The 19,779-nt window shown below is 67.2% G+C and carries 16 protein-coding genes; 8 read left to right on the top strand and 8 right to left on the bottom strand.

Annotation, left to right across the window (positions count from 1 at the left end; all coding sequences use genetic code 11):
• Positions 1-5 precede the first annotated feature (5 nt).
• Positions 6-938: a protein translocase subunit SecF gene (secF, locus tag QHC78_RS13865; RefSeq protein ID WP_319745468.1), complete on the top strand. Its 933-nt coding sequence runs from the start codon at positions 6-8 to the stop codon at positions 936-938.
• 99 nt (positions 939-1,037) lie between these two features.
• The gene (locus tag QHC78_RS13860) at positions 1,038-1,928 is read left to right on the top strand and encodes a LysR family transcriptional regulator (protein ID WP_319745466.1); all 891 of its coding nucleotides are present in this window, start codon (positions 1,038-1,040) and stop codon (positions 1,926-1,928) included.
• A gap of 58 nt (positions 1,929-1,986) precedes the next feature.
• Here QHC78_RS13860 and QHC78_RS13855 read toward each other — a convergent pair whose 3' ends face one another.
• Entirely contained in the window at positions 1,987-2,958 is a 972-nt protein-coding gene (locus QHC78_RS13855; RefSeq protein WP_319745464.1) for a Bug family tripartite tricarboxylate transporter substrate binding protein, read from the bottom strand.
• Positions 2,955-4,076, bottom strand: a complete 1,122-nt coding sequence (locus QHC78_RS13850) for a 4-oxalomesaconate tautomerase (protein ID WP_319745462.1) — start codon at positions 4,074-4,076, stop codon at positions 2,955-2,957. The genes QHC78_RS13855 and QHC78_RS13850 overlap by 4 nt, the downstream gene beginning before the upstream one ends.
• Before the next feature lie 134 nt (positions 4,077-4,210).
• Here QHC78_RS13850 and QHC78_RS13845 point away from each other — a divergent pair, with 134 nt between their 5' ends.
• Entirely contained in the window at positions 4,211-5,527 is a 1,317-nt protein-coding gene (locus QHC78_RS13845; protein WP_319745460.1) for an amidase, read from the top strand.
• Between the two features lie 28 nt (positions 5,528-5,555).
• Here the strand turns inward: QHC78_RS13845 and QHC78_RS13840 are convergent, their stop codons facing one another.
• Positions 5,556-6,473 carry a LysR family transcriptional regulator gene (locus tag QHC78_RS13840; RefSeq protein WP_319745458.1) on the bottom strand — a complete coding sequence of 306 codons (918 nt, stop codon included), beginning with the start codon at positions 6,471-6,473 and terminating at the stop codon, positions 5,556-5,558.
• Between the two features lie 115 nt (positions 6,474-6,588).
• On the opposite strand from QHC78_RS13840, the gene QHC78_RS13835 reads away from it, so the two are divergent.
• The 4 genes from QHC78_RS13835 to QHC78_RS13820 all read left to right on the top strand — a co-directional run bounded on the left by QHC78_RS13835 (position 6,589) and on the right by QHC78_RS13820 (position 10,271).
• Positions 6,589-7,089, top strand: a complete 501-nt coding sequence (locus QHC78_RS13835; RefSeq protein ID WP_319745456.1) for an aromatic-ring-hydroxylating dioxygenase subunit beta — start codon at positions 6,589-6,591, stop codon at positions 7,087-7,089.
• Between the two features lie 17 nt (positions 7,090-7,106).
• On the top strand, positions 7,107-8,468 hold the full coding sequence (locus QHC78_RS13830; RefSeq protein WP_319745454.1) for an aromatic ring-hydroxylating oxygenase subunit alpha: 1,362 nt from the start codon (positions 7,107-7,109) through the stop codon (positions 8,466-8,468).
• A 67-nt stretch (positions 8,469-8,535) separates the two neighbouring features.
• Complete coding sequence (locus QHC78_RS13825) at positions 8,536-9,510, top strand: Bug family tripartite tricarboxylate transporter substrate binding protein (RefSeq protein WP_319745452.1); 975 nt, start codon at positions 8,536-8,538, stop codon at positions 9,508-9,510.
• Between the two features lie 80 nt (positions 9,511-9,590).
• Positions 9,591-10,271, top strand: coding sequence for a cytochrome b/b6 domain-containing protein (locus QHC78_RS13820; RefSeq protein ID WP_319745450.1), 681 nt, complete (start codon positions 9,591-9,593; stop codon positions 10,269-10,271).
• 4 nt (positions 10,272-10,275) lie between these two features.
• Here the strand turns inward: QHC78_RS13820 and QHC78_RS13815 are convergent, their stop codons facing one another.
• A complete protein-coding gene (locus tag QHC78_RS13815) occupies positions 10,276-13,914 on the bottom strand; it encodes a hydantoinase B/oxoprolinase family protein (RefSeq protein WP_319745448.1) in 3,639 nt (1,212 codons plus the stop codon).
• Between the two features lie 155 nt (positions 13,915-14,069).
• On the opposite strand from QHC78_RS13815, the gene QHC78_RS13810 reads away from it, so the two are divergent.
• Positions 14,070-14,891, top strand: a complete 822-nt coding sequence (locus tag QHC78_RS13810) for an alpha/beta fold hydrolase (protein ID WP_319745446.1) — start codon at positions 14,070-14,072, stop codon at positions 14,889-14,891.
• A gap of 66 nt (positions 14,892-14,957) precedes the next feature.
• On the opposite strand, the gene QHC78_RS13805 is transcribed toward QHC78_RS13810, so the two are convergent.
• The 4 genes from QHC78_RS13805 to QHC78_RS13790 form a co-directional block, all read right to left on the bottom strand.
• The gene (locus QHC78_RS13805; RefSeq protein ID WP_319745444.1) at positions 14,958-15,578 is read right to left on the bottom strand and encodes a flavin reductase family protein; all 621 of its coding nucleotides are present in this window, start codon (positions 15,576-15,578) and stop codon (positions 14,958-14,960) included.
• A 25-nt stretch (positions 15,579-15,603) separates the two neighbouring features.
• Positions 15,604-17,421 carry an ABC transporter permease subunit gene (locus tag QHC78_RS13800; RefSeq protein WP_319745443.1) on the bottom strand — a complete coding sequence of 606 codons (1,818 nt, stop codon included), beginning with the start codon at positions 17,419-17,421 and terminating at the stop codon, positions 15,604-15,606.
• Between the two features lie 72 nt (positions 17,422-17,493).
• On the bottom strand, positions 17,494-18,570 hold the full coding sequence (locus QHC78_RS13795) for an ABC transporter substrate-binding protein (protein WP_319745441.1): 1,077 nt from the start codon (positions 18,568-18,570) through the stop codon (positions 17,494-17,496).
• 34 nt (positions 18,571-18,604) lie between these two features.
• Positions 18,605-19,747 carry an ABC transporter ATP-binding protein gene (locus QHC78_RS13790; protein ID WP_319745439.1) on the bottom strand — a complete coding sequence of 381 codons (1,143 nt, stop codon included), beginning with the start codon at positions 19,745-19,747 and terminating at the stop codon, positions 18,605-18,607.
• Positions 19,748-19,779: the final 32 nt, after the last annotated feature.

The raw sequence follows: 19,779 nt of genomic DNA, 5'->3' as shown, positions 1-19,779 counted from the left end.
GCAACATGGAATTCTTCCGCATCCACAAGACCATCCCGTTCATGCGCCACGCGCTGGTGCTGAACATCATCAGCCTGGTCACCTTTCTTGCGGCGGTGTTCTTCATCGCCACCAAGGGCTTCCACCTGTCGATCGAGTTCACCGGCGGCACGGTCATGGAAGTGGCCTACCCCCAGGCGGTGGAACTGGACACGGTGCGCAGCACCATTGCCCAGAAGGGGTATAGCGACTTCCAGGTCCAGAATTTCGGGACCTCGCGCGACGTGATGATCCGCCTGCCCAACATCGAAGGGAAGACCTCGACCCAGCAGAGCAACGAGGTCATCGAGGCACTGAAGGCTTCCGATCCCAACGTCGAATTGCGCCGCGTCGAGTACGTCGGCCCGCAGATCGGCCGGGAACTGGCGCACGATGGCCTGCTGGCGCTGCTGTTCGTGGTGATCGGCATCATGATCTACCTGGCCTTCCGCTTCGAGTGGAAGTTCGCCGTCGCAGGCGTGATCGCCAACCTGCACGACGTGATCATCATCCTGGGCTTCTTTGCGTTCTTCCAATGGGAGTTCTCGCTGCCGGTGCTGGCGGCGGTGCTGGCGGTGCTGGGCTATTCGGTGAACGAATCCGTGGTCATCATGGACCGTATCCGGGAGAACTTCCGCAAGCAGCGCAAGGCCTCGGTCCGGGAAGTCATCGATAGCGCCATCACGGCCACCATCTCGCGCACCATCATCACCCACGGCTCGACCCAGATGATGGTCATCGCGATGCTGCTCTTCGGCGGCCCTTCCCTGCACTACTTCGCGCTCGCGTTGACGATAGGCATCTGGTTCGGCATCTATTCGTCGGTGTTCGTGGCCGCCGCCCTCGCGATGTGGCTGGGCGTCAAGCGCGAGGACCTGGTCAAGCCGATCAAGAAGGACACAGGCGAAGTCGTCGGTTGACCGGCGGTTGCTTCGACTTCGACCTGCGACTCTGTACGCCCGGCGCCGCCGGGCGTTTTTCATTGCAGCCGCCTGGATCCCACAGGCATGGAGCTTCGGATGAATCCGCGATTCGACCTTCTGACCCTGCAACTGCTGCGCAGGGTGGACGAGACGGGCAGCGTGGCGCGTGCCGCCGAATCCGTCCACCTGACGGCCTCGGCCGCCAGCAAGCGCATCCTGGAGCTGGAGTCCCAGCTGGGTATCGCGCTCCTGGTGCGGCGCCCGGAAGGCGCGCGCCTGACCGCTGCCGGACACGCCGTCGCGCAGCGCACGGAGCGCATGCTGGATGAACTGCGGGCGTTGCAGGCCGATCTCGCAGACTTCTCGGCCGGGACCTCGGGCACCGTCAGGATCGCTTCCAATACGTCCGGCATGTGCGCCGGCCTCGCGGACCAGTTGGCCCGCTTCTCGCGCGATTTCCCCGCTATACGGATTTCGGTGACGGAAGCCACCAGCGCGGCGGTCGTGGAAGCGGTGGCCAACGGCTCCGCCGACCTGGGCATCGCCCATGCCAGTGCGCAGGCCGGGACTTTGCGCAGCATCCCGTACGCGCGTACCCCGCTCGTGCTCGCCGTGCCGGCGGGACACGAACTGGCAGAAAGGACATCGGTAAGCCATGAGGAAACGCTGCGGTTTCCACACATCGCGCGCGCGCCGGGCAGCGCTCTGGCGCAATTCTCCGGCCCGGTCGGCCCCGACCCTTCTTGCATGCCGGCGGTGGCGACCCAGGTAACCAGTTTCCCTGCGGTATTTTCGCTAGTGAGCGCGGGACTGGGCGTGGCGGTCGTGCCGGCTGCGCCGGCGCAATGGCATGTTCCCGAGAACGTGGGGCTGGTACCTTTGTCCGACGGCTGGGCGAGCTTCGAGTTGTGCCTGGTCATCGACCCCGGTGTCGTGCCCTCCCCGGCCACCGCGCGCCTGCTCCAGGCTCTGCGGGCGGACTCCTGAGCAACCGGCGGTCGCGCCCAGCGCAACGCCCGGCCACCAAGGAGCGGCCGCCGTGCGATCAGTCGATGGTCACCGCCGCGTCCCGCACCACCTTGCCCCACTTCTTCTTGTCGGCCGCGATCAGCGCCGAGAACGCCTCCACCGAATCGGCCGCGGGCTCGTAGCCATTGCCGATGAGCTTCTGCCGAACCTCCGGTCTCGCCACATAGGCCTGCATCGCGGCATTCCATTTCCCGACGACTTCGCGCGGCGTACCCTTGGGCGCGGCAACACCCCACCATTCGTCGGCCACATAGCCCGGCAGGCCGGCCTCGGCCACGGTGGGCACATCCGGAAAGCTTGCCGCGCGTGCCGCGCCGGTGGTGGCCAGCAACTTGACCTTGCCTGACTTGATGTACGGGGTGGCCGGCCCCAGGATCGCGAACATCATCGAGATCTGCCCGCCCAATAAATCGTTCAGCGCCGGGCTGGTACCGCGATACGGAACGTGCCGGATGTCGATCTGCGCCATGGACTTGAACAGCTCGCCGGGCAGATGGCCCGCGGCGCCATTGCCGGCCGAGCCGAAGGTGAGCATGCCAGGCTTGCTCCTGGCCAGGGCGATGAGCTCCCGGATGGAATCCACGTTCAGCGAGGGATGCACCAGCACGCCGAACACCGTCGCAGCCACGCGGCTGACCGGCGTGAATTGCGCGTCGGGATCATAAGACAAAGACTTGTACAGGCTGGGATTGATCGCCGAGACGCCAGCGGTGGTCATCAACATGGTATAGCCGTCGGGCTTGGCCGAGGCCACCGCGGCGGCGCCTATGGCGCCGCCTGCACCTGGCCGGTTCTCGACGATGACGGGCTGGCGCCACTGGCGATCCAGTTCGCGGGCCAGTTCGCGGGCCAGGATGTCGGTGCCTCCCCCGGCTGGAAATGGCACGACCAGCCGGATCGGACCGGAGGGATAGGCGTCGCCCGCGTGGGCCGCACTCATGCAGGCGAGCGCGACGCCGGCGGCCAGGAGCATACGGATCGGTTTCATGCGTGGACTTCCTTGACTGATTCGGTATGGGATGCTTCGAGCGTGGACGCCGGAAAATAGACGGTCCCGGCGAACAGGCGCCGGGCGGTGCGCAGCAGGCTTGCCGAACGGATCTCGACACCGCCCGCGCCCTGGGCGGCGTCGACGTCCACGTGCAGGACGCCGGCCGGGTGCTCGATCGCGACCTTGGCGGCGCCGCCCGCGATTTGCGCGGCCACGGAACCCGGTACCTGCACCGCAGCGCCCAGGCAGACCGCGCCGGTCACGGCAAACGAGGTATGGCAGGTATAAGGCATGAAGTACCGGGCGGCGATCGTGCCGCCGCTGCGCGCCTGGGCCACCGTCACGAGCTTGGGCATTTCCAGCCGCGATACGTCGCCCAGCCCCATCGCCCGGCCAGCCGCGCATCGCACGCGCTCGACACGGGCCAGCAGTTCGGGCTGGGCATTGATGGCCTCGGCCGTTTCGTACCCGGTCATGCCCAGCGCCGCGGCCTGGACGATGGCCATGGGCACGGCCGCATCGATGCAACTGACGTCCAGGCCTTCCATTCTATCGACCGCGTTGCCGGTGGGAAGCAGCTTGCCGGTCTTGGCCCCGGCCACGTCGCAGAACCGCAGCCAGACCGGGGCAGCCGTGCCGGCCACGCCGTCGATCGCCGCGTCTCCGCTGTAGACCGCGCGGCCGGCACTCGTGCATACGGTCGCCACGATGCGCTTGCCGGTATTGACATTGAAGATGGCCACTTCGGTGGATGCGCCGGAGGCTGGCACCAGCCCTTCGTCGATGGCAAAAGGCCCGACGGCGGCCAGCATGTTGCCGCAGTTCACCGAATAGTCAATGGTGTTCTTGTGCACGCATATCTGCGCGAACAGGTAGTCGACGTTCACGCCGGGCCGGGTGCTGCGCGAAATGATGGCGACTTTGTTGGTAAGCGAGTCGATGCCGCCGATGCCGTCGATGCGGCGCGGCTCCAGCGCCCCCATGAGCCGCAGCAGTGCGGCATCCCGGAAGGGGCCCGGCGGGGGCAGGTCTTCGACCAGGAAGAACGGCCCCTTGGACGTGCCGCCTCGCATCAGGACGCAGCGCAGCCCCAGTTGATCGGAAAATGCTTGCATGGTTTTCCTCCTTGCCGCGAAGTCTGGCCTCGCCCGCCTCCCCTGGCAAACGAACATTTGGCGCGGGGGGCACGAAAAAATTTCGCGTCCCCTGGGACGGTAGGTGCGGGTTCGCCTCCCGCATACTGGCGGCCATGCACACTTTCGATCTCCCGAGTAGCCCGGCGAGCGGCATCGCCGAGGCCTTGCGCCGGGGCACGCTGTCGCCCGCCGAACTGGCCCGCGCCATCGTCGATCGCCATGCCGAACGTGAACCCGCGCTTCGGGCTTGGAGCTGGTTCGATCCGCTGCGCATCGAACAGGCCTATCGCAGCCTTGGAGCCGCCGATGCCCTGCCCTTGCTCGGCGTGCCCGTCGGCATCAAGGACATCATCGACGTGGCAGACATGCCGACCGGCCTCGGCCTGCCGGGCCCGGCCGCCGGCACGGCGGCGCGCGACGCCGCCTGCGTCGCCATGCTGCGCGCGGCGGGCGCTGTGCCGGTCGGCAAGACCGTCACAGCGGAGCTGGCCTTCTCGCATCCCGGTCCCACCCGCAATCCCCATGCCGCCGGCCATACGCCCGGCGGCTCCTCCAGCGGATCCGCCGCCGCGGTAGCGGCGGGCATGGTACCGCTGGCGCTTGGCACGCAAACCGGCGGATCCGTCATACGGCCTGCGGCCTATTGCGGCGTCGTAGGCGTCAAGACCTCGCTGCATGCCGTGCCCTCGGCCGGCGTGGCGCCCGTCGCCGACAGCCTCGACTGCGTTGGCTGGTTCGCCCGTTCGGTGGAAGACGCCGCCGCGGCGGGACGCGCGCTGCTGCCCTGGACGGGAGAAGCGCGCCCCCGCGCCCGCCATTGGCGCGTGTTGCGGCTAGACGCCGAAGCGCTCGGCCCGCTCGACCCCCAAGCCCGGCAGGCCCTGGAAGATGCGGCCGCCGCGCTATGCGAAGCGGGGCATCGCGTCGTTCCGTCGGCAATGCCGGAACGCCTGCAGGCCCTGGCCCGCTGCCACCGCATCGTCATGCTGTACGAGCTCGCGCGTTCGCTGATGCCTGTCGCCCGCACGCGGGGGCACGAGCTGAGCACCGTATTGCGCGAGGCGATCGATACCGGCCTGGCCATCGGCGCCGGCCAGTACCGCGCGGCCTTGGCGCAGGCCGCATCGGAACGGACGTCTTTCAGCCGTGAGCTGGAGGAATACGATTTCATCCTGACCGCGAGCGCGGCGGGAGAAGCGCCGGCCGGCCTCGCTCATACCGGGGACTCCACTTTCAACCGGGTATGGTCGGTACTGGGATGGCCCGCCGTTCATCTGCCTACGGCATGGTCCCGCAACGGACTGCCGCTGGGCGTGCAACTGGTCGCCCGGCATGGGGAGGACGAGCTCTTGCTGTCCTACGCCGCTCTGTCTCATCCGCTGCTCGACCGGCGGACCCGCACGATGCCTGGCCGGAGTCGTCCGGCTTAAGCCTGGTCTGGCGGATGCGCGCCGCCGGCTATCGCGCCACGCCGACCCGGTGCGCGACCGCGACGAGCGAAGCCACGAAAGGCTCCACCAGCCGCGGGACTTCGCGCCCTTTCTTGGTAATGCGGAAGAAATCGATGGGCACGGAAGGCTGCTCGAGGCGTGCAACCTCGACCCCCAGCCGCAGGCAGGTGGGCAGTGCGAAGGACGGCACGAAACCAATGCCGAAGCCGCGGGCGGCCATGGCGATGATGGTGGGCATGCTTTCGTACGCCGGCCGCTCTTCGTGGGCACGCCCGATCTTCTCCAGGTAGACGTCGATCAGCGACTGGCTGGGGTCGGCCGAGGCCAGGATAGGCATGGACGGCAGCTCGGCCCAGCTGGTCGTGGGCAGCCCGCCGTCCCGCGCCGGCTCGAGCTTGAGCACGCCGGGCTTGGCAATGCACAACAAGTGGCACTCGAACAGGGCCAGGCGCTCCGTGGCCGAGGCCGGGTTGGGCTGGGCGCAGAAGCCGACGTCGACTTCCCCGCTTTCGACCAGCTTCAGTATCCGTTCCTTGTTGACGTCGCGCAGCTTGACGGTCACCTCCGGCTCGGCCTGGCCGAAATGCTCGCACACTTCGGCCAGGAAGCTCGAGGCCACGACCGGCGCAACGGCGACGGTCAATACCCGGCGCGCATGCGCCGTGATCTTGCCCAGCGCCAGGCAGGCATCGCCGAACTCCGCCAGCATCCGTTCGATGCGCGGCACCAGTTGCGCCCCGGCCGGGGTCAGCGATACGACGCGGGTCGTGCGGTCGAACAAGCGGCAGTCGAACTGGGCCTCGAGGTCGCGCATCATGGCGCTCAGGCCCGCCTGGGTGATGTGCAGCTGCTCGGCCGCCCGGGTGAAGCTTTGCAGTCGCGCCAGGTACAGGAAGGCCTTCATCTGGCGGGTAGAGACATTCATAAATGATGCTTGTTAGTTAACAAGACTTCGTGACTTTACTTGTTAAAGCGCGAATCGTCTAATGGCGCGAACCGGAGCCGGGCCATGGCCCGCGGCCCCCTATTACGGTAGAGCCATGACGGAAACCTTGAATCCCTTACTCATCGAACTGCTTCACACCGAAGCGCGGTACCTCGACGAACAGCGCTGGCAGGACTGGCTGGCCCTTTACGAGCCGGATGCGGTGTACTGGGTGCCGGCGTGGAAGGCGGATCACCGCCCCACCGACGACCCTGCCACCGAGATCTCCCTGATCTACGCCGCCGGCCGCCACAGGCTGGAGGAGCGGGTCAAGCGCGCCACGGGGACCAAGTCGCTGGCGTCCCAGCCGCTGCCGCGCACCCTGCACTGCATCAGCAACGCCACGGTGGAGGCTGGCGCCGACAGCTCGACCTGGCTGGTGCGCTCCTACTGCGTAACGCATATCTACGACCTGCGCACCGAGGCCTTGCGCACGACGGCCTGCCGTTGCGAGCACACGCTGGTCGTCCGCGACGGCACGCCCCGGATCGCCCGCAAGAAGGCGCTGCTGATCAACGACAAGGTTCCCACCGTGCTCGATTTCTACTGCCTTTGATAGGAAGAACGATCAGGATGAATACCCCGGCATACGAGCCCGCACCGGCCAGCCCCCAACCGCTGACTCCTGCGGAGGTGGACCGGCTGCTGGACGACCGGACCGGCGAAGGCATCTTCCGCGTCCACCGCGACGCCTTCTGCAGCCCGGCGGTCTTCGAGCATGAGTTGCGCTCGATCTTCGAGAACACTTGGGTCTTCGTCGGCCTGGCCAGCCAGCTGGCGGCGCCGCACGATTTCTTCACCACCCGCATCGGCCGGCAGCCGGTACTGGTCACCCGCGACGGCGAAGGCCGTCTGCACTGCCTGCTCAACTCCTGTCGCCACCGCGGCATGGTGGTGACCGCCCAGCGCAGCGGCAACCGGCGCACCCATACCTGCCGCTACCACGGCTGGGTATACGGCAGCGACGGCGGCAACCAGTACGTCGCCAACCAGGCGGAAGGACGCTATCCGGGCTGGTTCGACCAGGCCGACCACGGCCTGGCGCCGGTGGCGCGCTTCGACCGCCATCGCGACTTCCTGTTTGCCAGCCTGTCGGCCGACGTTCCCCCGCTGGACGAGTACCTGGGCGATGCCCGCGCCTTCCTGGACCTGATCGCCGACCAGAGCCCGGAAGGACTGGAATACGTGCCCGGCGGCACGAGCTACACGTTCGATGCGAACTGGAAGCTGCAGCTCGAGAACTCGCTGGACATGTACCACTTCTCGTCCACCCATGCCTCGTACGTGGAGCTGCTGTCCCGGCGCCCGGCCGATGCCTATGCCGGCGGCATGCCGCCGGCCGCGGACGAAATCCAGGGCACCTTCAGCTTCGGGCACGGACATGCCGTCACCTGGCGCGAGAGCCGGGCGTCGCAGGCGCTGCTCGCCCGCCGCCGCGCCGCCTATTCGGCCACCATGGACGAAAACCGCATCCGCTGGGCGCTGCGGGCGAAGAACCTGACGATCTTCCCCAACCTGCAGATCGTCGACAACGTCACCAGCACGATGCTCCGGGTGATTCATCCGCTGGCCGCCGACCGGACCGAGATGCGGACCCATTGCCTTGCCCCGAAAGGCGAAGAGGCGGACCTGCGCACGGCGCGTATCCGCGACTACGAGGACTTTTTCAATGCCAGCGGGCTGGCCACGGCCGACGACAACGTCGCCTACGAGCACTGCCAAGCCGGATTCCACGCCCAGGCGGCGGGCTGGACGGCCGGCTACCTGCGCGGGCTGGACACCGCGGGCATGCCCCCGCTGGAGCCCTATGCCGCCGAACTGGCCATGCGGAACGTGGACGGCCGCCTGGGCCCCCGGACGCTGGGCGACGAAACCTGCTTTCACGACGGCTACCGGGAATGGCACCGGCTGATGCGTCGCGCGCTGCATCCCTGAAACCCCGCGGCCGCCTTTTCGCCAAGACCGGCCGCACCCTTTCGCCATACCTATATTGGAGACGACCATGTCCATACGCCTAAGCATTTTCAGCGCCGTCGTAAGCGCCGCGGCACTGCTGGGGGGCCCCGTTGCCGCCGCCGACACTGCCTATCCCAAGGGACCGACCACCATGATCGTGCCCTTCCCGGCCGGCGGCCCCACTGACGTCCTGGCCCGCATCGTCAGCCAGCAGTTGGCCGAGACCTGGAAGCATCCCGTGATCGTGGACTACAAGCCGGGCGCCAGCACCATGCTGGGTACCGCGGCCGTTGCCCGTGCGGCTGCCGACGGCACCACCATAGGCGTGGTCAATTCGGCCTACGTCATCAACCCCAGCCTGCAGAAGAAACTGCTCTACAAGAACGAGGACCTGACGGCGGTCACGCAATTGATCCGCGTGCCGCTGGCGATCGCGGCCAATCCGGACGCGCCGTTCAATACCCTGGACGAAATGATCGCCTACGCCAAGCGCAACCCGGGGAAGGTCACTTTCGCCAGCCCCGGTACGGGCGGCACCTCGCACCTGGCGGGCGAGCTGCTGGCGCACCGCGCGGGCCTGGACCTGGTCCACGTTCCCTACAAGGGCAGTGCGCCGGCCCACACCGATGTCATCGGCGGACGCGTCATGGTGATGATCGACCCGATTTTCTCGCTGATGCCGCACATCAAGTCTGGCCGCATGAAACTGCTGGCGACGACCGGTCCCAAGCGGGAAGCGGCCCATCCGGACTACCCCGCCGTGGCGGAAAAATACCCGGGTGTCACCGTGCAGGCGTTCATCGGCCTGGTCGTCCCGACCGGCACGCCGCAGCCCATCATCGACAAGATCCAGCGTGACAGCGCGGCGGCACTGGCCCTTCCTGCCGTCAAGGAACGGGTAGAAGGCCTGGGCATGGCGATCGTTGCCTCCAGCCCGTCCGATTTCGCGGCCCGGATCAAGGAAGAAACCGCCCAGTGGGCCGAGGTCATCCGCGAAGCGAAGATCGAACTGCAGGACTAAGGCGGGCCTCGCTCGAAGCGGGTTTCGGCACCGGCGGACGCAATGGCACAATAAGCGCTCCGCGTCTTGCTGGTGCTGCCATGTCCGACTCGCGAACACTCCGCATCTGGGATCTTCCCACTCGCATTTTCCATTGGCTGCTGGTGGCCTGCGTCATTGGCGCATTCGTCACCATCAAGGTCGGCGGACTCTGGCTCGAATACCACATGCTGTTCGGCTATGGGGTGCTGGGGCTGGTCCTGTTCCGTATCCTATGGGGCTTCGTCGGCGGCAGCCACGCGCGCTTTGCCCGCTTCGTGCGCGGGCCCCGCGCCATCCTTGCCTATCTGCGCGGAACCATGCCCCGCTCGCCCGGCCACAATCCGCTGGGCGCGCTATCGGTGCTGGCGATGCTGCTGCTGCTCGGCTACCAGGCCGTCACCGGGCTATTCGCCAACGACGACATCTTCACCGAAGGCCCGCTGGCCAGCCGGGTCAGCAAGGACCTGTCCGACCAGCTGACCCGGCTGCACAAGCTGGATGAATGGCCCATCCTGATCCTGGTCGGGCTGCACATTGCCGCCATCGCGTGGTATCGCCTGGCGAAAAAGCAGAAGCTGACCAAGGCCATGATCACCGGCGATGCGCCGGCCTCCGACTTTGCCGCCGGCGCCGATCCGGTCCGCGATACGGCCGCCACGCGGTTATTTGCCCTGGTCATCGCGGCCATCGTGGCGGCCGTGGTCTACGGCATCGTGTCGCTGCGGCCAGCCGGCTTCTGAACCGTCACGGCTTCCCGCCCTCCGGGGTGCCGTAGCCGCCGCCGCCCGGGGTACGGACTTCGACGATGTCGCCGGGCCCGACCTCCGTACGCGCCTGGGCCCCGAGCGTCTCCACGCGGCCGTCCACCCTGAACACCCGGTTGCAGCCGACTTCCCCCGGCTGCCCGCCGGCCAGGCCGAACGGCGCGTGGATCCGGTTGTTCGAGAGGATGGAGACCGTCATCGGCTCCAGGAAGCGCAGCCGCCGCGTGCCGCCGTCGCCGCCCCGCCAGCGCCCCGCCCCGCCCGAACCGGCGCGGATCTCGAACGATTCGAGCCGCACGGGATAGCGCAGCTCCAGGACCTCGGGGTCGGTCATGCGCGAGTTCGTCATATGGGCCTGGACCACCGAGGTCCCGTCGAAACCGCGCTCGGCGCCGGGGCCTGCCGTCAAGTCCACCACCCCCGCCCCGGTTCCTCCGGCCACGGTTTCGTAGTACTGGTGGCGGGCATTGCCGAAGGTCACGTTGTTCATCGTGCCCTGGCTCGATGCCAGCACGCCTAGCGCGCCGTACAGCGCGTTGACGATGCACATCGATGTCTCGACGTTGCCGGCCACCACCGAGGCGGGCGGATCCGGGTGCAGCATGGAATGCGGCGGCACGATGATCTCGATGGGCTTGAGGCAGCCTGCGTTCAGCGGGATGTCGTCGTCGACCAGCGTCCGGAACACATACAGCACCGCTGCCATGGTGATCGCACGCGGCGCATTGAAGTTATTGGCGAGCTGGGCCGACGTGCCGGTGAAATCGACGATGGCGCTGCGGGCCTGCCGGTCGACCTGGATCGCCACGCGGATCACGGCGCCGTTGTCCAGGTGGTACTCATAGGCGCCGTCCTTGAGCTGCGGGATGATCCGGCGCACGGCCTCCTCGGCGTTGTCCTGGACGTGGCCCATGTAGGCACGGACCACGTCCAGGCCGAAGTCGTCGCACATCTTCAGCAGCTCCTGCACGCCTTTCTCGTTGGCGGCGATCTGGGCATGCAGGTCGGCGATATTCTGTTCGGGGTTGCGTGCCGGCCACCGTCCCGAGGTCAGGACCTCGCGGACGGCAGCCTCCCGGAACGTGCCGGCGCTTACCAATTGGAAGTTGGTAAACAGCACGCCCTCGTCCTCGATGGTGACCGAATCGGACGGCATGGACCCCGGCGTGGTGCCGCCGATGTCGGCATGGTGTCCGCGGGAACCGACGTAGAACAGGATCTCGCTGCCCGCGCGGTCGAAGACCGGCGTCACCACCGTCACGTCCGGCAGATGCGTGCCGCCATGGTAAGGATCGTTGACCACATAGACGTCGCCCGGCCGCATGCGGCCCGCATTGGCCAGCATCACCGTGCGCACCGACTCGCCCATGGACCCCAGGTGCACGGGAATGTGAGGCGCGTTGGCGATCAGATTGCCTTCGGCGTCGAAGATGGCGCACGAAAAATCCAGCCGTTCCTTGATGTTGACCGAATGCGCGGTGTTCTGCAGCCGGTACCCCATCTGTTCGGCAATGGACATGAAGAGGTTGTTGAACACCTCCAGCATGATGGGATCGACCTGCGTGCCGATGGCCCGGCGCTGCTCGCGCGGCGCCACGCGCTTGATCACGATATGGTCGAGCTCCGTAATGCGGGCCTGCCAGCCCGGCTCCACGACGGTCGTCTGGTTCGCCTCGGAGATGATGGCCGGTCCGTCGACCGTATCGCCCGGTACCATGCCTTCGCGCAGGTAGAGCGGCGTGTCGCGCCAGTTGCCTGCGCTGTACATGCGCACTGATTCGCGCGGTGCGAGCGGGCCCGGTCGCTGGCCGGGGGCCGGACGCTCTTCGGCGCTCTGCCCGCCCCCCCGCGCTTCGACGGAGATCGTCTCGACCACCAGGGGCCGGTCCGCCATCAGGAAGGAAAAGCGCTGGCGATACGCTTGCTCGAACCCCTGCCGCATCTCGTCCAGCGCGCCGAACGGCACTTCGAGCGAGGTGTCGGAACCGCGGTACTTGATGTGCACCCGCCGGCTGACCTCGATGTCGGCGGCCGCCACGTGCTGGCGGCGCAGCTCGGCGGCGGCCTCCTCCGCCAGCATGTCGAAGGCGCTGGCCAACCCGTCGACCAGGGGCGCCTCCAGGAGCTGCTCGATGGTGCGCTGGCGCATCTCGGTCTGGTCGGCCAACCCCATCCCGTAGGCGGACAATACGCCTCCCAGCGGATGGGCGAACACGGTATTCATGCCCAGCGCATCGGCCACCATGCAGGCATGCTGTCCGCCGGCGCCGCCGAACGTGGTCAGCGTGTAGTGCGTGACGTCGTGGCCGCGCTGGACGGAAATCCGCTTGATCGCCTCGGCCATGTTGCCCACGGCGATCTCGAGGAAGCCTTCGGCCAGCTGCTCCACCGTCATCTCCTGGCCGCTGCACCGCCTGACCTCTTCTGCCATTTCGGTGAAGCGCCGCACCACGATGTCGCGGTCCAGGGGCTCGTTGGCGGCGGGACCGAACACATGCGGAAAATAGGCCGGCTGTATCCTGCCCAGCAGCACATTGCAATCGGTCACTGCCAGGGGGCCGCCGCGCCGGTAGCACGCCGGCCCCGGGTTGGCTCCCGCCGAATCCGGCCCGACCCGCAGGCGCGCCCCATCGAAATGCAGTATCGAGCCGCCGCCCGCAGCGACCGTATGGATGCCCATCATCGGCGCCCGCATACGGACGCCCGCGACCTGGGTCTCGAACTCGCGCTCGAACTCACCGGCATAGTGCGATACGTCGGTCGAGGTGCCGCCCATGTCGAAACCGATGACGCGCTTGAAGCCGGCCAGCTCGCTGGTGCGCGCCATGCCCACGATGCCGCCGGCCGGCCCCGAGAGAATCGCGTCCTTGCCCCGGAACCGGTGGGCGTCGGTCAAGCCCCCGCTCGATTGCATGAACATCAGGCGCACGCCCGGCAGTTCCGCCGCGACCTGGCTGACGTAGCGCGACAGGATGGGCGACAGGTAGGCGTCCACCACGGTGGTATCCCCGCGCGAAACGAACTTGATGAGCGGGCTGACCTCGTGCGAAACCGACACCTGGTCGAATCCCAGTTCGCGCGCCAGGCGCGCCGCCTCGATCTCGTGCCGGGTTTCCTTCCATGCATGCATGAAGACGATCGCGATCGAACCGATGCCGGCATCGCGGGCGGCCTGCAGCTTGGGGCGAAGGGCCTCGACGTCCAGCGGAACGAGCACCTCGCCATCCGCCGCAATGCGCTCGTCGGCCTCGATCACCGTCTCGTACAGCAGGTCGGGCAGGACCACGTGGCGGTCGAACAGCCGCGGCCGGTTCTGGTAGGCAATGCGCAGCGCATCGCGAAAGCCGCGCGTGGTGACGAGCGCTGTGCGCTCGCCTTTGCGCTCGAGCAATGCGTTGGTCGCCACCGTGGTTCCCATCTTGACGCAATCGACGAGCTCGGCGTCGACCGGCTGGCCGGGGGCCAGCCCTAGCAGCTTGCGGATCCCCGCCACGGCGGCGTCGCGATATTGCTCCGGATTCTCGGACAGCATCTTGGCCGTCGTGAAACTGCCGTCGGGACGGCGGCCGACGATATCGGTAAACGTGCCGCCTCGATCGACCCAGAATTGCCACTTCATGAGGATTCCTTCAAAAACATGCGATATGCATCGAAACTGTCCGGCACGCGGTCGGCAGGCGCCAGCGGTTTACAAACCCGTGCCGCGCATTTAGCCTTGGCGGATTCCCAGAGCCGCCTTTCCGGGCGGTCCCCTTTCATTTCCCGAGGACTCCCATGCTCGTCTATCCCGCGCAAGCCGCCGACACTTCCACGCGTATCCTCCAGGGAGGGCTGAAAGGGCCAGCCATCGTGCTGATCCACGGCCTTTCCTCGCGCGCGGACCGGTGGGTCCGCAACCTCGATGTACTGGGCGCCGCAGGTTTCCGGGCCTATGCGATGGACCTGCCGGGCCACGGACTGGCCGCCAAGGGCGGAAACTTCGACTACTCGGCGGCCGGCTACAGCCGCTGGCTCGAGGCCTTGCTCGAATCGGAAAACATCGACCGCGCCGTCGTCGTCGGGACCTCGTTCGGGGGCCTGATCGCGGCCCACTATGCCTGCGACTTCCCCGCGCGGGTCGCCGGCTTGATGGCCGTGGGCGCCATCGGTCTCGTGCCGGCGGGCCTGGAGCGCCGCCAGTTCACGATGCAATGGCTGGGCGAGATGTCCCGCGACGCCGTCGCGGCGCGCATGCGGCGCGGCGTGGCCGATCCTGCCCTGATCACCGAAGAACTGATCGAAGAAGACTGGCGCATCAACAACTCGGCCGGCGCAGCCGAAGCGTTTGCCAGGCTGGCGGACTATTACCGCGACCAGATCGACGACGATGCGGCGGCGCCGCGGCTGGCCGCGCGCTCGCCCCGGTTCCCGGTCAAGCTGGTGTGGGGCGCGCTCGACAAGTCCGTCTCGACCGACTACGCGAAGGCGGCGCGCGACCAGATCCCCGGCGCCACGCTGGACTTCCTCGACGGCTGCGGCCACCTGCCCTACTGGGAGGACCCGGAAACGTTCAACCCCTTGCTGATCGACTTTGCGCGTCATTGTCTTGCTGCCTAGCATCGCCGGGCGCGGACGAGCCGGCCGCAGCCGGGACTTCGGTTCGCGCGATCGACATCGCCCGGCCTAGCCCGGGCGGGCCATCAAAAAGCGCTGCGCCGCCGTGATTTCGAAATAGTCGCCGCGCCCGCCCCCCCTGAGGATGGGCCGCGCGGCGGCAGTGTCGTACACACCCCCGGCAACCAGGGGCTTGGCGATATGAATGGCGACCACCTCGCCCAGCACCAGCCAGCTGTCCACCTTCACGCCATCGACGCCCCCCAGCTGGATCAGCTCGGTCATCCGGCATTCGAACGCCACCGGGCTCTCGAGCACGCGCGGCGGCCGGACCAGGCGCGAGGGCGCCGGCGTCAAGCCGCCCAGCACGAACTCGTCCACCTCCGGCCCCACTTCGCGGGTGGTTTCGTTCATCGCCTCGGCCAAGGGCCGCGTGACCAGGTTCCAGACGAACTCGCCCGTGGCGTCGATGTTGCGGACGCTGTCCTTCCATCCCGTGCTGGCAAAGCCGATGATGGGGGGGCGATAGTTGAACAGGTTGAAAAAGCTGTACGGCGCAAGATTGTTGCAGCCGTCGGCGCTCTGCGTCGAGATCCAGCCTATCGGGCGCGGAGCCACGATGGAATTGAGGGGGTCGTGGCGCAGGCCATGGCCGTTGCGCGGTTCGTAGAAATGGAATTCCGTGTCCATGCTGTTATATGTCCGCGGCAGAAGTTCAGGAAGCCGGCGCGCCATCCGTGCCCATGGCCTGCTGCGACTCCCGCCGCCGCAACGCGAGCAGCGCGAGCGTCATGGCGACGGACAGAAGCACCAGCAGCGAACTGGCCGCGGCGATGGTCGGGTCGATCTCGAGCTGGACGCCATCCCACATGCGCTTGGGCAGCGTACTGTTGGAGCCGCCGATGAACAGCACGATCACGACATCGTCGAACGACGTCAGAAAGGCAAACAGCGCGGCCGAGACGACCCCCGGCCGGATCGCCGGAAAGGTCGTCACCATGAACGCCCGGACCGGACCCGCGCCCAGGCTGCGCGCGGCGCGCTCGGGCCCGAGGTTCACGCGCTTCAGGCTCCCGGCCACGATCACCACGACGATAGGCAGCGCAAGAATGGTATGGCCGGCGACGATGGCCACGCCCGAGCCGATCAGGCCCAGGGGCGCCAGGCTGAAATACAGCGCCACCGAAATGATCAGGGTCGGGATGATGATGGGCGAGATCATGAGCGGATACAAGGCTCGTATCCATGGGCTGGCGCTGCGGCTGAAGGCCACCGCGGCGGCGGTGCCGATGCAGGTGGACAGCGCCGCCACAGCCAGGCCGATCTGCAGGCTGTTCCGGGCCGCCGCCAGCCAGTCAGGCCGCGAGAAGAAATTCTCGTACCAGCGCCAGGAGAACGAGCTCGGCGGGAACTCCAGGTACGGCGCGCCGCTCAGCGACAGCGGGATCAGCATGAAGATGGGGATGACCAGGAACGCGATGACGGCAGCCGCGTAGACGTGGGTGGACGGTGTGGGCCTGCCGCGTTCGCGCGCGCCCGCCTTGGCCCGCCTGCCAGCCGCCCAGCGGCGTGCCCAGGTATCCAGCCTACCCAGGGCCACGCAGGCGGGGCCGATCAGCCAGCTGCGGTGGCGGACCTGCGATAGTCCCGCGCCGGTCTCGCCGCCAGCCCGGATGAAACGGCCGAACACCAGGACGAAGAACAGCGTCACGGCCAGCAGGATGACCGACATCGCCGCGGCCAGCGGCCAGTCCATGACGACCTCGACCTGCTGCTGGATCAGCATGACGTAGTTCATGTCCTCGAGTCCGCCCAGCAAGGCGGGCGTGACGAAGAACCCGATGCACAGTACGAACACCAGCACGGCGCCGGACAGCACCCCGGGCAGGCTCAACGGAAAGAAGACCAGCCAGAAGGCGCTGGTGCGGCTGGCCCCCAGGCTGGTGCTGACCGCCACCAGGTTGGGCGGTATCTGCCGCATCACGCTGATCAACGGAAAGACCAGGTACGGCAGCATGACGTGTACGAACCCGATGAGCACGGCAAAGCGGGTATAGAGCAGCTGCACCGGCGCGTCGATCAGGCCCAGCGACATGCCCACGGAATTGAACGCGCCCTCGCGGCCGAGCAGGATGATCCACGAGAACGAACGGACCAGGGTGCTGGTCCAGAGCGGAATGGCGACCAGCAGCATCAGCAGGTTGCGGGTCCGCTCGGAGGTATTCGCGATGACGTAGGCCAGCGGATAGCCGATCAGCACCGTCAGCCCCGTGACCTGCAGGCTCACGATGAGCGACCGGTACAGCAGCGACATGTAGCTGGGATCGCCCAGCGCCACGGCATAGTGCTGCAGGGAAAAACCGTCCTGGCCGAAGCTGGTGCCGAGCAGCCGGCCCAGGGGCACCATGAAAGCGGGGATCAATATCAGCAGCGCCGGCACCAGCAGGAGCCAGGGCTGGACCAGCATACTGGAGAGACGGCGTCGTCCCGGCGGCATGCCGGGCGGTGCAATCGTGGAACTGAGAGCGCTCATGCAGGAATTCCGGAACGGCCATCCCCGGCCGGCTTCCCGCAGGAAGCGCGGCCGGAGGCGGCAGCGGCGCGATTAGCGCTTGACACTGAACGACAGCCAGCGGGCGATGTTTTCATCGTAGATGGTCCTGCCTCGCGCGCCAGGCTTGAGCCACTCGTCGGGTTGCAGCTCGAGCTGCACCTTGCGGTTCTCCGGCGCCGATGGCAGGCGCGCGACCTCTTCCTTGGACAAGAGCGCGAACGCCGCCTTGTTCACGGGACCGATGCTGCTCTTGGCAATGGCGGCCTGCTGCTCGGGGCGGGACACGAATTCCAGGAACTTCATCGCGGCCTGCTTGTTCTTCGCCCCGCGCGGAACCGCCCAGTAGGTCATGCTGATGACGCCGTCGTTCCAGACGAAGTCGATCGGCGCGCCGCCGTCCTTGAGCTGCTGCACGCGCTGGGAATTGGTATAGCCGATGACCGCCTCGCCATCGACCAGCGCCTGCGATACGGCCGACCCGGAATTGACCCAGCGCACCACGTTCGGGCGGATCTTCTCCAGCTGGGCATAGGCCTTGTCCAGGTTCAACGGATAGACCTTGTCCTTGCCTTCACCGGTCGAGAGCAGGGCCACCTCGATCGGATTGACCGCGTAATTGCCGGCCGTAAGAATGCGCGGTCCGGGGAAGGCCTTGACGTCCCAGGCGTCGACCCAGTTCTTGGGATGCTTGCCGCCGGGAAACGCCTTGGTGCTGAAAGCCAGGACCTGCGAGGTCCATTGCGTACCGAGCACGTGGGACTTCTTGGCCGTTTCGTCCAATTGCTCCAGCAGCTTCGGATCGAACTTGCTGTAGTCGATCGGCTCGAGCAGGTTGGCCTTCACCAGCTGCGCGAAATCCGACGTGCTGGTGATGAAGACGTCCCATTCGACGTTGCCGGTCTGCACCATGGACCGCACCTTGGCGACCGAAATGCCGCTGGCCTCGATCACTTTGATGCCCGTGGCCTCGGTAAACGGCTTGAAAAAGGCCTCGCGCTGCGTGTCCTGGTAAAGCCCGCCGTACGAGGCGACGACGATGGACTCCTGGGCATGGGCGGCCCAGGCGGCGCCGATTCCCAACGCGGCGGCGACGGCTATCCGGGCCGGCCAGCGGCTTGACTTAGACATGGCAATACTCCTCGGTACGAAGGAACGATGGTTCCTAGCTCAATATCAACGCCTCGTCGGGGCTCCAGCTGATGTGCACGCGTTCGCCGGCCGCCAGTGGCGTGGCCGACAAGGCGCTGCTGGGCACGGACACCTTGAAATGCTCGCCCCCCTGGACCGCCGCGACCGTATACATGCGGCGCTCGCCGCCGAAAACGGTATCCACGACCACCGCCTCGAGCGATGCGCCCGGCGCAGCCCCCTCGGCGCCCAGCCGCACGCTTTCGGGCCGCAACATGAGCGCTGCCTCCTGGCCTTCGGCCAGCGGTTTGCCCACCCGCCCCTGCAACACCAGCCCGCCCCGGCTGCGGAACTCGCAACGCCCCTGCCCCGCCGGCTTGCCCGCCGCGCCATCGATGAACACCGATTCGCCGACAAAGCTGCCGACGAAACGCGATTCGGGATTGAAATAAAGCTGGTGCGGCGTGCCGACCTGCTCGATGCGGCCCTTGTTCATGACGACGATGCGGTCGGAAATGGCCATGGCCTCGGCCTGGTCGTGCGTCACGTGAATGACCGTAATGCCCAGCTTGCGGTTGAGCGCGCGCAGCTCGGCCTGCATATCCTCGCGCAGGGACTTGTCCAGCGCGCCGAAGGGCTCGTCCAGCAGCAGCACGGGCGGCGAATAGACCACCGCCCGGGCAAGCGCCACGCGCTGCCTCTGCCCGCCGCTCAGCTGCGCGGGAATGCGCTTGCCGAAGGCCGAGAGCTGGACCAGCTCGAGCGCCTCGCCCACCCGCTGCTGCACCACCGACCGGGGCTCGCCCCGCATGCGCAGCGGGAAGGCGATGTTGTCTTCCACGGTCATGTGGGGAAACAGTTCCAGGTGCTGGAACACCACGCCTATGCCGCGCCGGTTGGGGGGAAGATCGTCGATGCGCCGCCCGCCGACCAGGACCTGGCCGCTATAGGCGCCTTCGGAAAACCCGGCGATGATCATCAGCGTGGTCGTCTTGCCCGACCCGCTCGGGCCCAGGATGGACACCAGCTCGCCTGCTCCGACCTCGAGCGAGACGTTGTCGAGGGCCACCGTATTGCGATAGCGCTTGCTCAGCTCCTGGATCAGCACCCGTTCGCCTATGCCCGCTTGCGGGCCGCCGGCGGTGCCGGCTCCGGAGGAAGGACTGCTGGACGTCACAGGAGAATCGATAGAAGAAATGGATGCCGCAG

The organism is Pigmentiphaga sp. (assembly GCF_033795525.1).
Classification (GTDB): Bacteria; Pseudomonadota; Gammaproteobacteria; order Burkholderiales; family Burkholderiaceae_B; genus Pigmentiphaga.
Note: the sequence above shows the minus strand (reverse complement) of the source record. Positions and strands in the feature narration are given on the sequence as shown.

Bases quoted from the DNA above. Each gene is read 5' to 3' on its own strand.
- QHC78_RS13835 (WP_319745456.1), top strand. From the start codon at position 6,589: ATGACGGAAACCTTGAATCCCTTACTCATCGAACTGCTTCACACCGAA.
- secF (WP_319745468.1), top strand. From the start codon at position 6: ATGGAATTCTTCCGCATCCACAAGACCATCCCGTTCATGCGCCACGCG.
- QHC78_RS13845 (WP_319745460.1), top strand. From the start codon at position 4,211: ATGCACACTTTCGATCTCCCGAGTAGCCCGGCGAGCGGCATCGCCGAG.
- QHC78_RS13810 (WP_319745446.1), top strand. From the start codon at position 14,070: ATGCTCGTCTATCCCGCGCAAGCCGCCGACACTTCCACGCGTATCCTC.
- QHC78_RS13815 (WP_319745448.1), bottom strand. From the start codon at position 13,914: ATGAAGTGGCAATTCTGGGTCGATCGAGGCGGCACGTTTACCGATATC.
- QHC78_RS13840 (WP_319745458.1), bottom strand. From the start codon at position 6,473: ATGAATGTCTCTACCCGCCAGATGAAGGCCTTCCTGTACCTGGCGCGA.
- QHC78_RS13825 (WP_319745452.1), top strand. From the start codon at position 8,536: ATGTCCATACGCCTAAGCATTTTCAGCGCCGTCGTAAGCGCCGCGGCA.
- QHC78_RS13800 (WP_319745443.1), bottom strand. From the start codon at position 17,421: ATGAGCGCTCTCAGTTCCACGATTGCACCGCCCGGCATGCCGCCGGGA.
- QHC78_RS13855 (WP_319745464.1), bottom strand. From the start codon at position 2,958: ATGAAACCGATCCGTATGCTCCTGGCCGCCGGCGTCGCGCTCGCCTGC.
- QHC78_RS13830 (WP_319745454.1), top strand. From the start codon at position 7,107: ATGAATACCCCGGCATACGAGCCCGCACCGGCCAGCCCCCAACCGCTG.
- QHC78_RS13805 (WP_319745444.1), bottom strand. From the start codon at position 15,578: ATGGACACGGAATTCCATTTCTACGAACCGCGCAACGGCCATGGCCTG.
- QHC78_RS13860 (WP_319745466.1), top strand. From the start codon at position 1,038: ATGAATCCGCGATTCGACCTTCTGACCCTGCAACTGCTGCGCAGGGTG.
- QHC78_RS13795 (WP_319745441.1), bottom strand. From the start codon at position 18,570: ATGTCTAAGTCAAGCCGCTGGCCGGCCCGGATAGCCGTCGCCGCCGCG.
- QHC78_RS13820 (WP_319745450.1), top strand. From the start codon at position 9,591: ATGTCCGACTCGCGAACACTCCGCATCTGGGATCTTCCCACTCGCATT.
- QHC78_RS13850 (WP_319745462.1), bottom strand. From the start codon at position 4,076: ATGCAAGCATTTTCCGATCAACTGGGGCTGCGCTGCGTCCTGATGCGA.